This window comes from Helicobacter pullorum NCTC 12824 (assembly GCF_017979475.1).
Taxonomy (GTDB): Bacteria; Campylobacterota; Campylobacteria; order Campylobacterales; family Helicobacteraceae; genus Helicobacter_D; species Helicobacter_D pullorum.
Genome location: NZ_JAERIT010000003.1, coordinates 182,451 through 196,434, shown reverse-complemented (window position 1 = coordinate 196,434; position 13,984 = coordinate 182,451). Strand labels below are relative to the sequence as shown.

Annotated in this window: 16 protein-coding genes; 5 read left to right on the top strand and 11 right to left on the bottom strand. The window is 35.3% G+C overall.

What is annotated here, in order from left to right; all coding sequences use genetic code 11:
- The first annotated feature begins 9 nt into the window (after positions 1-9).
- Together sixA and JJQ98_RS03635 are read left to right on the top strand one after the other, a co-directional pair.
- Positions 10-477: a phosphohistidine phosphatase SixA gene (gene sixA, locus JJQ98_RS03640; RefSeq protein WP_065826844.1), complete on the top strand. Its 468-nt coding sequence runs from the start codon at positions 10-12 to the stop codon at positions 475-477.
- A 9-nt stretch (positions 478-486) separates the two neighbouring features.
- Positions 487-996: a YhcH/YjgK/YiaL family protein gene (locus tag JJQ98_RS03635; RefSeq protein WP_005021877.1), complete on the top strand. Its 510-nt coding sequence runs from the start codon at positions 487-489 to the stop codon at positions 994-996.
- Between the two features lie 88 nt (positions 997-1,084).
- Here JJQ98_RS03635 and JJQ98_RS03630 read toward each other — a convergent pair whose 3' ends face one another.
- The 4 genes from JJQ98_RS03630 to argB form a co-directional block, all read right to left on the bottom strand.
- Complete coding sequence (locus JJQ98_RS03630; RefSeq protein ID WP_054198056.1) at positions 1,085-2,197, bottom strand: hypothetical protein; 1,113 nt, start codon at positions 2,195-2,197, stop codon at positions 1,085-1,087.
- A gap of 3 nt (positions 2,198-2,200) precedes the next feature.
- A complete protein-coding gene (locus JJQ98_RS03625; RefSeq protein ID WP_151104866.1) occupies positions 2,201-3,376 on the bottom strand; it encodes a hypothetical protein in 1,176 nt (391 codons plus the stop codon).
- 3 nt (positions 3,377-3,379) lie between these two features.
- On the bottom strand, positions 3,380-4,360 hold the full coding sequence (locus JJQ98_RS03620; protein ID WP_054198055.1) for a hypothetical protein: 981 nt from the start codon (positions 4,358-4,360) through the stop codon (positions 3,380-3,382).
- Positions 4,361-4,460: 100 nt separating this feature from the next.
- Positions 4,461-5,315 carry an acetylglutamate kinase gene (gene argB, locus JJQ98_RS03615; RefSeq protein ID WP_151104865.1) on the bottom strand — a complete coding sequence of 285 codons (855 nt, stop codon included), beginning with the start codon at positions 5,313-5,315 and terminating at the stop codon, positions 4,461-4,463.
- 58 nt (positions 5,316-5,373) lie between these two features.
- Between argB and JJQ98_RS03610 the strand changes: the two genes are divergently transcribed.
- Positions 5,374-6,315, top strand: coding sequence for a D-2-hydroxyacid dehydrogenase (locus JJQ98_RS03610; protein ID WP_151104864.1), 942 nt, complete (start codon positions 5,374-5,376; stop codon positions 6,313-6,315).
- A gap of 59 nt (positions 6,316-6,374) precedes the next feature.
- Here the strand turns inward: JJQ98_RS03610 and trpS are convergent, their stop codons facing one another.
- Complete coding sequence (gene trpS, locus JJQ98_RS03605) at positions 6,375-7,388, bottom strand: tryptophan--tRNA ligase (protein ID WP_005021871.1); 1,014 nt, start codon at positions 7,386-7,388, stop codon at positions 6,375-6,377.
- Positions 7,389-7,492: 104 nt separating this feature from the next.
- Here trpS and hisF point away from each other — a divergent pair, with 104 nt between their 5' ends.
- A complete protein-coding gene (hisF, locus tag JJQ98_RS03600) occupies positions 7,493-8,260 on the top strand; it encodes an imidazole glycerol phosphate synthase subunit HisF (RefSeq protein ID WP_005021869.1) in 768 nt (255 codons plus the stop codon).
- 193 nt (positions 8,261-8,453) lie between these two features.
- Complete coding sequence (locus tag JJQ98_RS03595) at positions 8,454-8,939, top strand: YqaA family protein (protein WP_151104863.1); 486 nt, start codon at positions 8,454-8,456, stop codon at positions 8,937-8,939.
- Between the two features lie 21 nt (positions 8,940-8,960).
- Here the strand turns inward: JJQ98_RS03595 and JJQ98_RS03590 are convergent, their stop codons facing one another.
- The 6 genes from JJQ98_RS03590 to JJQ98_RS08895 all read right to left on the bottom strand — a co-directional run bounded on the left by JJQ98_RS03590 (position 8,961) and on the right by JJQ98_RS08895 (position 13,984).
- Positions 8,961-10,181, bottom strand: a complete 1,221-nt coding sequence (locus JJQ98_RS03590) for an ABC transporter permease (RefSeq protein ID WP_151104862.1) — start codon at positions 10,179-10,181, stop codon at positions 8,961-8,963.
- Positions 10,178-10,867: an ABC transporter ATP-binding protein gene (locus tag JJQ98_RS03585; RefSeq protein WP_005021866.1), complete on the bottom strand. Its 690-nt coding sequence runs from the start codon at positions 10,865-10,867 to the stop codon at positions 10,178-10,180. The genes JJQ98_RS03590 and JJQ98_RS03585 overlap by 4 nt, the downstream gene beginning before the upstream one ends.
- Positions 10,867-12,168 carry an efflux RND transporter periplasmic adaptor subunit gene (locus tag JJQ98_RS03580; protein ID WP_151104861.1) on the bottom strand — a complete coding sequence of 434 codons (1,302 nt, stop codon included), beginning with the start codon at positions 12,166-12,168 and terminating at the stop codon, positions 10,867-10,869. The genes JJQ98_RS03585 and JJQ98_RS03580 overlap by 1 nt, the downstream gene beginning before the upstream one ends.
- The gene (locus tag JJQ98_RS03575) at positions 12,165-13,601 is read right to left on the bottom strand and encodes a TolC family protein (protein ID WP_054195308.1); all 1,437 of its coding nucleotides are present in this window, start codon (positions 13,599-13,601) and stop codon (positions 12,165-12,167) included. The genes JJQ98_RS03580 and JJQ98_RS03575 overlap by 4 nt, the downstream gene beginning before the upstream one ends.
- A gap of 64 nt (positions 13,602-13,665) precedes the next feature.
- A complete protein-coding gene (locus JJQ98_RS03570; protein ID WP_005021861.1) occupies positions 13,666-13,881 on the bottom strand; it encodes a hypothetical protein in 216 nt (71 codons plus the stop codon).
- Positions 13,856-13,984, bottom strand: coding sequence for a hypothetical protein (locus tag JJQ98_RS08895; protein WP_005021859.1), 129 nt, complete (start codon positions 13,982-13,984; stop codon positions 13,856-13,858). The genes JJQ98_RS03570 and JJQ98_RS08895 overlap by 26 nt, the downstream gene beginning before the upstream one ends.

Genomic DNA, 13,984 nt, shown 5'->3' with positions numbered 1-13,984 from the left:
AGGGATTTTATGCGATTAATTCTAGTGCGTCATGCAAAAGCAGAAGATAGAGAAAAATGGGTTGGCGAAGATGATTTAAAACGCCCACTCACCAAAAAAGGCAAAAAACAGGCTAAAAAAATAGCCAAATATATCCACAAACAATATCCAAAAGTCGATGCTATCGTCTCATCTTTGGCATTACGCGCTTGTGATACCGCAAAATACATTGCAAAACTTCAAGATCAAAGCACCTTTTTTCTAAGCCCTAGCCTCAATCCAGAAACAGGTTTGGAAGGGTATTTGAAACATAAAGATGAGATTGAGGAAGATTGGCAAACACTTGTTGTTGTCGGACATGAACCTACAATTAGTGAATTTGTGCAATTAATCTGTGGTTTTAAAACTTCAAATATCAAAATCCACAAAGGTTGCATTATTGAGCTAGAGAGAGAAAACCAAGATGAATGGTTTTTGGTAGGATTGAGAAATTTTTAGGGGGCAAGAATGTTTGTAGGTTATCTACCAGATATTGCAAAAAAATTCAAAAAGAATGAAATTTTGGCAAAAGTCTTTGGCTATCTTTATGACGCATTAGATGAGGATAGCGAGGTCTTTAGGCGAATCTCCAAAATGCAGGCGGGGGAGACTTTTGAAGTTTATTTTGATGGTGGCATCAAAGCTATCGAGCAAGCCTACTATACAAAATCGCCCAAAGAAGCATTTTATGAAAGCCATCAAGAAATGGTAGATTTTCAAATGGTTATCAATGGCAAGGAAATCTTTTTTGTCGCCCCAAACAGCCTTTGTGAAATAAAAACCCCCTTGGATTCTACAAAAGATTTGATTGAATATCACCCTAGCCCATATTGCTCTAGCATACTGCTTTTTGGAGGCAATTTGGCTGTCTTTGAAAGCATTGATGTCCATGCGGGAGGAATTGCCACAAATACAAGCGAATTAGTTCAAAAAGTGGTGGTAAAGATTCCAAAAGATTTGGTTAAATTAAATTTCTAAATTCTTAAGATTCTTAGAATCTCAATATCTCTCTAAAAATAAAATCACTTTGGGATTGTAATAAATGGGATTTAGAATCTACTTTGCATTATGCTTTTGCTTCCTTGATCATTTGATTAATGAAACTATCTATTTCTTTAGAAGTTTTAGAAGTTAAAGTGCTAGAATATCCATTGCCATAACTATATGCTTCTATTGCTTGTTTGTTTTTCAAGTCTTGATTTTCCTTTTCTAATTTTTCTTTTTGATTGAGTATATCAAAAATGCTTTGGGTAGTATCAAAGTTAGAGGTAAGAGAGGCAAGGAAATCATTAGATGTGGATTGTGAAGCAATAGAGATTTTAGAGCCATTGAGGTAAGCATTAAATAGAGTGCTATTACCCTCCCAAGAAATAGTGAAATCCCCTAATTGAAAATGGTTTTCCAAATCTCCCCTTTGATTATAAAGGTATCTTTGGGATATTTGTAGATTTTCTGAAATTTTATCTTTGTTTTCTTGTGGAATTAATTTATAAAAATCCGCTAATGCAAAAAATTCCTCGAGACAATGGGCTACTTGATAATTATCTGAAATATAATCACTTAAAAAACCCTGCTTTTCATTGATTGTATTAATTTCTTCTAAAGTCATCGTGCTAAGCCCTTCAGTTTTTGTAAAAAGTTTATGATAAAACTCATTGCTTGTGGCATATTCTAGGTTATCTTGTCCTTGTTTTAACAGATTTAATAATTTTTGTTTGCTATCAATCCTTGACTTATCCATTTCAAAAAAAGTTTTTGCAAATGATAACAACGCTTGAAACTCTTTACTATCCTCTCCCTTGCTTATATAAGTATTATTCAAAATATTGTTCATTTCTTGAGATAAAATATTTTTAGACTCTTCAAATGTTTGTTCTGTTGGGAGAGAGACATTATCTAGTAAATATTGTTTTAACATTATAGAATTTTCAAATTCTGTATCGCTGTCCCCATTAATTGCTACTATATCATAAAATATAGCATCTTGATATTGAAGATAATAGGGATGATGCAGTGGGTAGTCAGCTAACAAATCATTTATTTTTTGTTGGATTGCTTCATTGCTTGGGTTTGTGGATTTCGTATTTGATTCTTGTATCTCTTTATAACTTGTAGAATTAGCGGAGTTTGGACTGCTATAAATATTTAAATAATTAGAATAAGAATTATTAATTTGCATGGCTTATCCTATGGCTTTAGAATCTTTTAATATCTCTCTAAAAATAAAATCGCTTTTGGATTCTAATAAATGGGATTTAGAATCTACTTTGGATTTTGATTCTAAAGGATTGATTGTATTTGCCCTGTGAGATTCTATTGCTCGTTTGTTTTTCAAGTCTTGATTTTCCTTTTCTAGTTTTTCTTTTTGATTGAGTATATCAAAAATACTTTGGGTAGTATCAAAGTTAGAGGCAAGGAAATCATTAGATGTGGATTGTGAATCTGCGTAATCAATTTTGTAAGTATGTAGAGCCATTGAACGACCGCCAAAAACAGAATCATAATATCCTATATCATTTGTAAATCCTGAATTATCCCAAGATACTTTGATTCCGTTAATTTCCATAGAATTAGATTGCAAATAAAATCCCATAACTTTGGCAATGGAATCGGTAATTTTTTCTTGCTCTATGGGGGATAACATATCTGAAAGTGAAGCAAAGAAGCTATAGCCTGTTGATTCCATTTTATAATGTCTATAACTTGACATAACATGTTTTATATTTATTGTATCATCTAAATCTTGATTGTTTAAAGCATTTTTAAAACTTTGTAAATATCCCATAAAATCCTTATCTAAACTATCTTGTTCTATTCTAGCTCCATAAGCATATAAAATACTAGAAACCTTTTTATCATATTTTAGCTCTGGATAGTCTCTTGATATTTCTATATCATCAACATTCATTGTTCTATTTAAGCCACCTTCAGAATAAAAGATAAAATCTCCCTTTAGTGTATCCTCTACTATTTCAGGATTAGCCTTATAGAATTTTAGCATTAGATTATCCATTTGCTCATTTAGGAAATCTTGTGCTTCTTGCATTTCTTGTTGAGTAATTTTTATATTTGCACCACTTTGGAGCTTAGAATTAATTGTATCGATAAAATTCATATCATGCATATCTATGGTTGTGTGGAAACTATAGGGAAGAGGTTCAAATTCACTCTTTATAGTTTTACTCCAAGTATCATGAAAATAACTAATATTCTTTTGAACTTTACTTAATATTTCCTCATCACTTTGAGTTTCTATCTGTGTATTTGATTCTTGTATCTCTTTATAACTTGTAGAATTAGCGGAGTTTGGACTGCTATAAATATTTAAATAATTAGAATAAGAATTATTAATTTGCATGGCTTATCCTATGGCTTTAGAATCTTTTAATATCTCTCTAAAAATAAAATCACTTTGGGATTCTAATAAATGGGATTTAGAATCTACTTTGGATTTTGATTCTAAATGATTGATTGTATTTGTGCTGTGAGATTCTATTGCTTGTTTGTTTTTCAAGTCTTGATTTTCCTTTTCTAGTTTTTCTTTTTGATTGAGTATATCAAAAATACTTTGGGTAGCAGTATAAGAAATCTGTAGCAAATAATAATCTGCATTATTTTCAACCAAATCTTCGATACTTGTAACTTCTGCGACAAAAAATTGATTAAAATTATCCATTGTTGCATTATAAGAAAATTTTTTATTATCAATTTCTATGGAATTTCCATTGAGATAGTAAGAATGCACGATAGCTAATTTATCTTGAATTTCTTTTAATTGTTCTTTGGGAATATAATCTTGTGCCACATTAAAAAATGTTGTCCCTATTGCATTTAATTCTGTATCGACATATCTTTTAATCTGCTCTAATAAATTTTCACCGCCATTATCAAGAGAATTATTAGGTATGTAAGGATAAGCCTTCAAAAGATTCAAAAGCTCATAACCTCCACTAGAGAATTTTTTATCTTCTCCCAACTCTATTGCTTTTTCTATTTCAATGGAATCTTCTATTGTTTGCTTATTGTTTCGATAAATTTCAGAAATAATACTATTCATTTCGCGTTTTAAAAATTCTTTTGCTTCCTGCATTTGCGATTTTGTAGGTGGATTTATTTCTTTGGATTTTTGTATTAATTCATTTTCAAATTCAAAATAACTAGGAGAATCAAGCACGATTCCTCTTTTCTCTATCGGCGATACATAATCTACAATAGCTTGCAACGCCTCTTTATTAGTCATTGTTTCTTGTGCTGTTAAAAAATTTGTTGTTTGATTTTTTGTTTGATTGAAAACATTTGCATAGAGATTTGAATTGTGAAGAGAATTAGATATGCTAGCCATTTGCCTACCTTTTCTAAAAATTATAAAAAAATTAAGAAAAAGTAAGCAAAAGGTGTTCCAATAAAGGCATTTAAGCCTTTGTTGCGCTATTAAAACAAAATCACTCCCCTACAAACTCACTCCCAATCCCAGCACTCGTAAAAAGCTCCAATAAAAGCGAGTGTGGAATCCTCCCATCAATGATATGGGCTTTCTCCACTCCATTGCTAATACAATCCAAACACGCTTCTACCTTAGGTATCATTCCTCCGCTAATCACGCCTTTTTCAATCAAACGATTTGTTTCTTGCAATGTAAGGCTTTGAATAATCTTTTTGTCCTCATTTAAAACCCCTTGAGTATCTGTCAAGAATATTGCCTTTTTTGCCTTTGTGGCTATAGCTATGGCACTTGCAGCACTATCAGCATTGATATTAAAGCCCGAATGACCTGATTCTTCTCCACAAGCAATAGGGGCAATGACAGGCACAAGATTTTGCGCCAAAAGATTATCAATCACTTCTCCTTTGGTTGCAATAATCTCTCCTGTGTAACCATACTTCCCATTATCTTTTGGTTTTGCCAAAAAAAGTGAGGCATCTTTGCCGCTAATCCCCAAAGCATTTACACCATGATAATTCAAAAATGCTGTAATCTCTTTATTAATCTCCCCACTTAGCACCATTTCTACGACTTTCAACGCCTCTAAACTTGTTACTCTAAGCCCATCAACAAATTCACTCTCAATCTCCAAAGCTCCTAACAACTCATTAATCCGCTTCCCCCCACCATGCACAATGATAGGCTTAATTCCGAGCATATAAAGCAAAACAATATCCATTGCAAATTGCTCTTTTAGCTCTGGATTTATCTGTGCAGCACCACCATATTTAATGACAATTTTAGAACCTCTAAAAAGTTTAATATAAGGAAGTGCGTCCAACAAAATTGAGACAATTTTAGAATGATTGTGCATTTTTCCCCTCTTTTGTAGTAAAATGTTTGTGAAATTATAACCCAAAAAAGGAATCCAAATGCAAAATAAAATCGTTTTTTTAGATGCTTCAAGCTTGGGAGAGAATAATCTCAAAGATAAATTACAACAACTAGGCACATACACAGAATACCAAACCACAAGTCCCGATGAAACTTTAAGTCGCTGCAAAGAAGCAAATATCGTGCTAACTAATAAAGTCATCTTAGATAAAGAGATTCTTAACGCACTCAAAGATACTCTAAAACTTGTGTGTATCACCGCCACTGGAATGAATAATGTTGATTTGCAAACTGCAAAGAATCTTGGCATTGAAGTCAAAAATGTCGCTGGTTACTCTACAAAAAGCGTCGCTCAACATACTTTAATGATGGCTTTAGCTTTGAGTGCAAAACTCCCCTTTTATGATTCTTATTGCAAAAGTGGAGAATATACAAAAAGCCCTATTTTTACGAATCTCTCCACACCTTTAGAATTGCTCAATGGCAAAAAATGGGGAATCATCGGGCTTGGAACTATCGGTTTGGAAGTCGCTAGACTTGCAAATGCCTTTGGTGCGGAAGTCAATTATTATTCCACAAGTGGAAAAAATCAAAATCCAAACTATACTTCTTTGCCTCTTGATGCTCTTTTGCAAACAAGCTCTATAATCTCAATCCACGCTCCACTCAATGAAGCAACGCAAGACTTAATCAACAAAAACAATCTTTGCAAAATCAAAGAAGGTGGAATCTTGATTAATGTTGGTAGAGGCGGGATTGTCAATGAAAAAGACTTAGCAGAAGAAATGCAAAAACGCGAAATTTATGCAGGATTTGATGTTTTCACCAAAGAACCTATGATAGAAAACCACCCCTTTTTGAATCCAAAAATTGCTAATCAGCTTATTCTCACACCACACAATGCTTGGGGCTATGAAGATAGCAAGGAAATTTTGATTCAAGGTGTGCTAAAAAATATTCAAGAATTTTTAGCAAAATAAAGATATGGCAAATTAGCCAAAAAATAACGCCAAACCTCCCAAATTAACAAAAGTGAGGCTTACACAAGCCCCATTTTTTCTTTGGCGTCCTTGTAGGTTTTTTGGGCTATTTCTCTTGCAGTTTCTGCACCCTCCTCTAAAATTTTATGCAAATAGCTCGAATCTGCGATGAGTTTCTCATAAGATTCTCGGATTGGCTTTAGATTTTCAATCACAATCTCCGCTACTTTTGCTTTCAATTCTCCATAGCCTTTACCCGCAAAAAAGCTCTCAATTTGCTCTTTAGTTTCTTTGCTAAAGCATTGATAAATACTCAAAAGATTATAAACCCCAGCCCTATTTTCATCAAAAGCAATCAAGCCTTCAGAATCTGTCGTTGCTTTTTTGAATTTTCTTAGAATCTCATCGGGGCTATCTAACAAGGCTATAAGGTGATTTGGCTTATCTCCAGAGCTTTTGCTCATTTTTTTGGTAGGATCATCAAGCCCCATAATCCTAGCACCTTCTTTTTGGATAAGAGGCTTAGGCACGACAAAGGTTTCCCCAAAATCACGATTAAACCTCATCGCTGTATCCCTTGCTAATTCAATATGTTGCTTTTGGTCTTCCCCCACAGGCACATACTCGCTTTTATAGAGCAAAATATCCGCACTCATCAAATTTGGATAATTAAAAAGTCCTGCAAAAATGCTTTTGGGATTCTTTTGACTTTTGTCTTTAAATTGTGTCATACGACTCAAATCTCCCATAGGCGTAATACAAGTCAAAAGCCAAGCTAGCGAAGTGTGTTCTTGAATCTCAGATTGAATAAAAAGCGTAGATTTCTTAGGATCAATCCCACAAGCAAGCAACATAGCACAAAGCTCAAAAGTCTTTTCTTTTAGTATTTTGGGATTTTGAGGGATTGTAATTGCATGAGAATTGACTACACAAAAAATATTTTCATATTCATTTTGTCTCTCTACCCAATTTTTTACTGCTCCAAGATAATTTCCCAAATGAATATTCCCCGTTGGCTGAATGCCCGAAAAAACGCGTGGTTGCTTATTAGAAATATCTTGTGATTCTTGCATAGTTTCTTCCCTTGTCAAATAAAATTGATTTTTGGGATTATAACAAAACTTTTACCAAAATTTTTTGTTAGAATTTTAAACCATATTCAAAAAAAAGGAATCAAATGACTGCCACACTTACAAAACGAATTATCCCTTGTCTTGATATCAAAGATGGACGCGTGGTTAAAGGCGTCAATTTCCTTGGATTGCAAGATGCTGGAGATCCCATAGAGGTGGCAAAACGCTACAATGATGAGGGTGCAGATGAAATTACCTTTTTGGATATTACCGCAACAAGCGATGGGCGTAAAACCACAATAGAAATGGTAAAATCCGTCGCTAAAGAGATTTTTATTCCTCTAACTGTTGGGGGCGGGATAAAAAGCCTAGAGGATATTTACAATCTTTTAAATGTGGGCTGTGACAAAATTAGCTTGAATTCCTCTGCCATTGCCAATCCGGATTTAATCACACAGGGCGCTAAACGATTTGGCTCACAATGTATTGTAGTGGCTATTGATGCTAAGATGACTGAAAACAAAAAAGGTTGGGAAGTCTATACCCATGGGGGTAGAAAAAATACAGGGATTGACTTAGAGCAATGGGCAAAAGAAGCGTATGAAAGGGGTGCTGGAGAGATTTTGCTTACAAGTATGGATTGCGATGGCACCAAAAATGGCTATGATTTGCCACAACTTCAAAAAATCTCAAATCTTGTGGATATTCCACTCATCGCAAGCGGTGGTGCTGGGAGCAAAGAGCATATTTTGGAGGCTTTGTTAAATGGTGCAGACGCCGCCCTTGCTGCTTCAATCTTCCATTATCAAGAAATCCAAATTGCTAGCCTAAAGCACTTTCTTAGAGAAAGAGGCATTGCAGTGCGAATCTAGGCTATAAATCTAACTTGCAAATGAGATTCTACAAGTCTAGTCCGATGAATTTTCAAAAATCAAACAGCACAGCTCCAAACTCAATGCGCCCTATGAAATCAAGCCTCATAAACTTCACAAATCTAAGCCATGCAATTCTAAATGCCATAGGCGTAAGCCCCCTAAATCCAACCCCCAAAAGCCCTCAAAAACCATGCAAGCTCTAGAAACACTCGGCTTGCTTGGGCTTTTTGGAATCTGCTTCCTCTCAAGCAGCCTCTATCCCTTAGGTTCTGAGGCTTTTGTTGCCTTTTTTGCGACTTTAGATTATTCTTTGATTCTTGTGTGGAGCGTCGCTACATTAGGCAATACACTAGGCTCTCTTAGCACCTATGCCGTGGGAAGAATCGGAGAGAATTTTATTTTGGGGAGATATTTTTCAAAAGCCAAAGAAATTACAAAAAGAAGCAAACAAGAGGAAAATGCAAAAAGGCTTACAAAATACCAAAAATACCTCAATTTTGTTAGTAAATATGGATTTATCGGGGCTTTTTTGAGTTTCTTGCCCTTTTTGGGAGATGTTTTTGCACTTGCTTTGGGGGCTGTAAAATACCCTTTTTGGAAAGCTACTTTTTTCATCGCCCTTGGCAAAGGACTGCGGTATTATCTCCTCATTAAAACCATGCAATTATTGAACTAATTTGCTATGCAACAAACATTGCTATTCATGCCTTAATGCGTCAATAGGATTCAACCTTGAAGCTCTCCTAGCAGGAAGATACCCAAACAAAATCCCAATAAATGCAGAAAAAATAAATGCAATCAATGCCACACTATAATCAAAATCAAAAGGAATCTGCATCAAATGGCTAATCCCAAGAGAGCCAAAAAACGCCAAAATAATCCCAATAAGCCCTCCAAGCGAACTCAAAGTTACTGCTTCAATCAAAAATTGCAACAATACCTCACTTTCCAAAGCCCCAATAGCAAGACGCGTGCCAATTTCCTTAGTCCTCTCTGTAACAGAAACAAGCATAATATTCATAATCCCAATTCCACCCACAATCAAGCTTACCCCAGCAATTGCCCCCAAAAAAAGCGTAAGGTTGGCAGTGGTGCTTTTCATCATTTCAATAATTTGCTTTGTATCCATAATCTCAAAATCATCTTTTTGACCCTCGCGAATATTGCGTATCCCCCTTAATGCCTCTGTAATTTCCCCTACTGCCATAGTCGAATCCACTTCATCTTTTAGCGAAATCATAAGTCGGCTAATATTATAAAGCGAATCAGACTTTGAAATACTGCGTTGATAAGTTTTAAGCGGCAACAAAATCACATCATCTTGATCATTTCCCATTGCACCTTGTCCCTTACTCTCCAAAATCCCAACACAATCACAGACAATACTTCCAAGCTTAATACGCATACCCAAAGGATTCACATTGCTTGTATTAAAGAGATTCTTACGCACACTCTCACCAATAACACAAACATTGCTCCCTGCTCTATATTCTTCTTTGGTGAAATTTCTCCCTTGCGTTACTTCCCAATTAGTTGCGATAAAATAATCCGCATTGATACCTTGTGCTTGAGTTTGGGTATTGCCTTGACGAAATTGAGCCAAAACACTTGTAGAAGAGAGCGGTGCAATTGCTCGCACCAAATGCCCAATTTGCAATTCCAAATCCTCAACATCTTGTAGCATAAATTGCTTTCTTCCTCCCTTTCCGGGAGTTTGATCGCGTGCTGGGAAAACCAACAAAATATTGCTTCCAAGACTACTCATTCTCTCTGTGATTACTTGTGTGGTGCCATTACCAAGAGTTATCATAATAATCACCGCCCCAACACCGATAATCACGCCAAGCATTGTAAGAATCGCACGCAAAAAATTCCTACGAATCTGCCTAAAAGCCAAGAAAAAAGCATTTAAGATCATTTTATTACCTTTGAATCTGACCGCACTTTGCCATCTAAAAAGACAATTTCTCTTGTGGCATACTTTGCCATATCTGGTTCGTGGGTTACCATCAAAATAGTGATTTTAGATTCCAAATTCAAACGAGATAAAATCTCCATAATTTCAATGCTTCTTTTGGTATCAAGATTCCCTGTTGGTTCATCTGCAAGCAAAAAAAGCGGTTTAGAGGCAATAGCCCTAGCAATAGCCACCCTCTGCTGCTGCCCACCACTTAGCTCATTGCTACTATGGTTATACCACTTATCTAATCCCACCATTTCTAATGCCTCCATAGATAGCCTAAGACGCTCCTTTTTGGGGACTTGCCTATAAAGCAATGGCAATTCAACATTTTCTAGCGCTGTTGTCCGCGGGAGCAAATTAAATCCTTGAAATATAAAGCCGATATAATGCCGCCTTAAAAGCGCTTTTTGTTTGAGATTCAAATCACAAACATTCACTCCACAAAAATCATAAATCCCCTTTGTTGGACTATCAAGACAACCAAGAATATTTGCCATTGTAGATTTACCGCTCCCACTAGGTCCCATTAATGCGACAAATTCCCCTTGAGAGATTTCAAGATTCACGCCCCTTAATGCCTCAAAAACATTTGGGGGCTTCCCATAGCTTTTATGAATATCAATTAATTTGATAAATCCCATTATTTCCCTTGTTTTTGACCTGTAATGACAAGCATTTCTGGCTTGATAACATCGCTAAAAATCTGCGTATTTTGCCCATCACTCATCCCCACTTCTACTTCTACTTTTTTTGGGCTTCCATTTTCCAAAATCCATACCGCTCCATTACTAACTTCTTGTTGGATATTAGTTTTTTTATCGCGTTTTGGACGCATCTGCGCAAAAGGATTAAAAGAATTTGATTTCTTTTTATTGTCTGTTTGGATACTTGGGGTAAAATAAAGCGCACTTGATGGGACAAGAAGAGTATTTTTGGCACTAGATACTTCAATATCAGCTGTCGCACTCATTCCCGGACGCAAAAGCAAATCTTTGTTATCTACATAAATCCTTGCCTCATAGCTCACAATTTCACTTGAAGTGGTAGTCGTGGAACTAGAAGAAGAGCTAGAAGAACTAGAGGCGTTAGAAGAGCCATAATTTACTCTATCTACTGCTGCTTTAAAAATTTTTGTAGGATAGGAATCTACGCTAAACTCCACTTTCTGCCCCACCTTCACCTTGCCGATATCTGCCTCTGAAATGCTTGCATTTAGCTCCATTTCCTCCAAACTCTCTGCAACAATAAAAAATTCCGGCGCTTGAAAGCTTGCTGCTACACTCTGCCCAACTTCGATAGAACGCTGCAATACCACTCCATCAATTGGGCTTGTGATTTTTGAATTTTTTAAATCAACTTCAGTAGAACGAATCGAAGTTTCAATTTCTTTAATACTAGCCTTTCTTATTTCTACATTACTCAAAGCGTCATTATAAGCAGTTTTTGCTGTTTCTAGCTCTAAAATAGATGGGGTTTTGCCATTGGTTTTTTGATAAAGATCTTGGTATTGTTTGTATTGCCATTCTTTTTCATCTAAACTTACCTCTGCACTTTTTAATTGAGCCTTTGCGCTTTCTAATTGAGCTTGGTAACGATAAAGGTCTTGCTCAATACTTTCTGGATCTATCCTTGCTAAAATCTGCCCCTTTTTCACTTCATCATTCACATCAACTAACACCTCAAGCACTATCCCAGAAATTACTGTTCCAATTGAAACTTCATTAGTTGGCGAGAGAGTTCCATTAGCACTAATTGTGCTTGAAATATCCCCCATAAATGCCTTTTGTGCCTCATAGGTAATATCAGGCTTTCTATTATTCCACCAATAAATTCCACCCACTATAACAACAAAAATCGCACACACCATTCCCCACAATAAAAACATTTTTTTATAATTTCTTTTGGGATTGATAGTATTTAAAATATTTTGTGTATCTGTCATTTTGCTTCCTTTGAAAGATAGAAATTTCCACCAAAAGCCTTAAACAAAACTATTATGGCTTGTAATTGAGAATTTTTAGAGGTATTGAGATTCTTTTGGGAATTGTTAAGTGAGGCTTTGTTAGTAAGATGTTCTAACTCATCAATCAACCCAATTGAACGCCTATTAGCCGAAAATTCATAATAACTTTTTGCATTTTCCAATCTTTGCTGATTGTTTTGAGTTTGCAATTCTGTGCTTTTGGTATTAAAAATAGCATTTTCAATTTCACCTAATGCGGTATTGAGATTCTTTTGCAAAGTCAAGTAAGTCTCTTGCAAAATAGCATCTTGTAAAAAATAGTTTTGCGTTAGCTGCGTGCGATTTAAAATCGGAGCTGCCAAACTTGCTGCCAAACTCCATGCAAGATTCCCAGCATTTCCCTCTGATGAACCCAACACATCACTCAAATCCGCACTCAAAGAAAGAATCGGAAAAAGGCTAGCTTTGGCATTAGCCTTAGTATAAACTTGTGCATAAAGACTCTGGATAGATGCCTTGATATCCGGGCGAAAAAGCAAAACATCTGCTGGAGTAGTCTGAAGCGAAAAATTATTTGGGATAACAAAATGATAATTCCCCACTAAATTAAAAGGCAGATTCTTAATATCTAGCAAAACCAAAAGTGCATTTTTAGTTTCTTCTTGCAAAGTTTTTAGCTGCTCTAATGTATTTTGTTCATCAGTTAGCATATCTTGAGCATCAAAAAGCTCCGTGCTATCAAGCAATCCATTCTCGACTTTAAGACGCGTTAATTCCAAAATATCCTGATAATACAAAATATTTTCTTTGGTTAGCACGATATTTAAAGAAGTCTCCCTAAGTGTAAAATAAAGATTTGCCAAATCCCCCAAAAGCGTAATTTGCGCATTAGATAAATCTTCTAAAGATTGATAATAAAAAGATTCTTGAGCATTTTTAGCCGCATTTAAACGACCAAACAAATCCACTTCCCACGAAAGTGTTGCACCAATTTGCGTATTTTGGCTAGAAGATTCTACAATAGAGCTTCCATTAAGACTAGAAGAATTCCCCCTAGAATGACTATCTGTGGCACTAAGATTTGCACTCACTTGAGGAAATAACTCACCCCACGCACTTTTTAACTGGCTACGTGCTTGAAGGATTCTAGCTTTGGCAATCTGTAAATCCATATTTTGCTTAATGGCAATTTCCACTAACTCATTGAACACCTCATCATCAAAAAGAATCTTGATTTGCTCTTGTGGAGGCAAAATCTCTTGAGTGCGATTTTGTTTAGAAATTTGCTCTAAAATACTTTGATTAGCAAATTCTTGTGGAATTTTTTGCGTAATTTCTGCATCAGTTGGGAGCTTTGTAGAACAACCCACAAAAACAATAAAAACAACTATTCCCAAAATTATCCGAAACAAATTAATACCTTATTTTTTAATTGATTAAAATCATAGCACAGAAAAATAAAGGGAATGTGAAATTTTAAGATTTTTCCAGCTTCTTTGTGGATTTTTTTTCTTTAGGATACAGCGAAGTATGCCACAAAGAAAATCCAATCAACGCAATTCCAGCACCAATGTGTAAGCGTCTAGCTGCTTTATTTTTTAAAAACATTGTGCTTCCTGCTGTTAAAAATAGGCTTGTAGCCATTCCAATCTTTGCAATTTCTCTTTTAGTTTCTAGCTTCGTTTTTTTCATATTTCTTCTTTGTGTATTTTTGATATTTTTTATAACTTTGATGAATCGTTTTTGCCATCAAAGCTCCACTTACAGCAGTCGCTGCCCATAAGATGAAATACAT

Bases quoted from the DNA above. Each gene is read 5' to 3' on its own strand.
- sixA (WP_065826844.1), top strand. From the start codon at position 10: ATGCGATTAATTCTAGTGCGTCATGCAAAAGCAGAAGATAGAGAAAAA.
- JJQ98_RS03635 (WP_005021877.1), top strand. From the start codon at position 487: ATGTTTGTAGGTTATCTACCAGATATTGCAAAAAAATTCAAAAAGAAT.
- JJQ98_RS03630 (WP_054198056.1), bottom strand. From the start codon at position 2,197: ATGCAAATTAATAATTCTTATTCTAATTATTTAAATATTTATAGCAGT.
- JJQ98_RS03625 (WP_151104866.1), bottom strand. From the start codon at position 3,376: ATGCAAATTAATAATTCTTATTCTAATTATTTAAATATTTATAGCAGT.
- JJQ98_RS03620 (WP_054198055.1), bottom strand. From the start codon at position 4,360: ATGGCTAGCATATCTAATTCTCTTCACAATTCAAATCTCTATGCAAAT.
- argB (WP_151104865.1), bottom strand. From the start codon at position 5,315: ATGCACAATCATTCTAAAATTGTCTCAATTTTGTTGGACGCACTTCCT.
- JJQ98_RS03610 (WP_151104864.1), top strand. From the start codon at position 5,374: ATGCAAAATAAAATCGTTTTTTTAGATGCTTCAAGCTTGGGAGAGAAT.
- trpS (WP_005021871.1), bottom strand. From the start codon at position 7,388: ATGCAAGAATCACAAGATATTTCTAATAAGCAACCACGCGTTTTTTCG.
- hisF (WP_005021869.1), top strand. From the start codon at position 7,493: ATGACTGCCACACTTACAAAACGAATTATCCCTTGTCTTGATATCAAA.
- JJQ98_RS03595 (WP_151104863.1), top strand. From the start codon at position 8,454: ATGCAAGCTCTAGAAACACTCGGCTTGCTTGGGCTTTTTGGAATCTGC.
- JJQ98_RS03590 (WP_151104862.1), bottom strand. From the start codon at position 10,181: ATGATCTTAAATGCTTTTTTCTTGGCTTTTAGGCAGATTCGTAGGAAT.
- JJQ98_RS03585 (WP_005021866.1), bottom strand. From the start codon at position 10,867: ATGGGATTTATCAAATTAATTGATATTCATAAAAGCTATGGGAAGCCC.
- JJQ98_RS03580 (WP_151104861.1), bottom strand. From the start codon at position 12,168: ATGACAGATACACAAAATATTTTAAATACTATCAATCCCAAAAGAAAT.
- JJQ98_RS03570 (WP_005021861.1), bottom strand. From the start codon at position 13,881: ATGAAAAAAACGAAGCTAGAAACTAAAAGAGAAATTGCAAAGATTGGA.
- JJQ98_RS08895 (WP_005021859.1), bottom strand. From the start codon at position 13,984: ATGTATTTCATCTTATGGGCAGCGACTGCTGTAAGTGGAGCTTTGATG.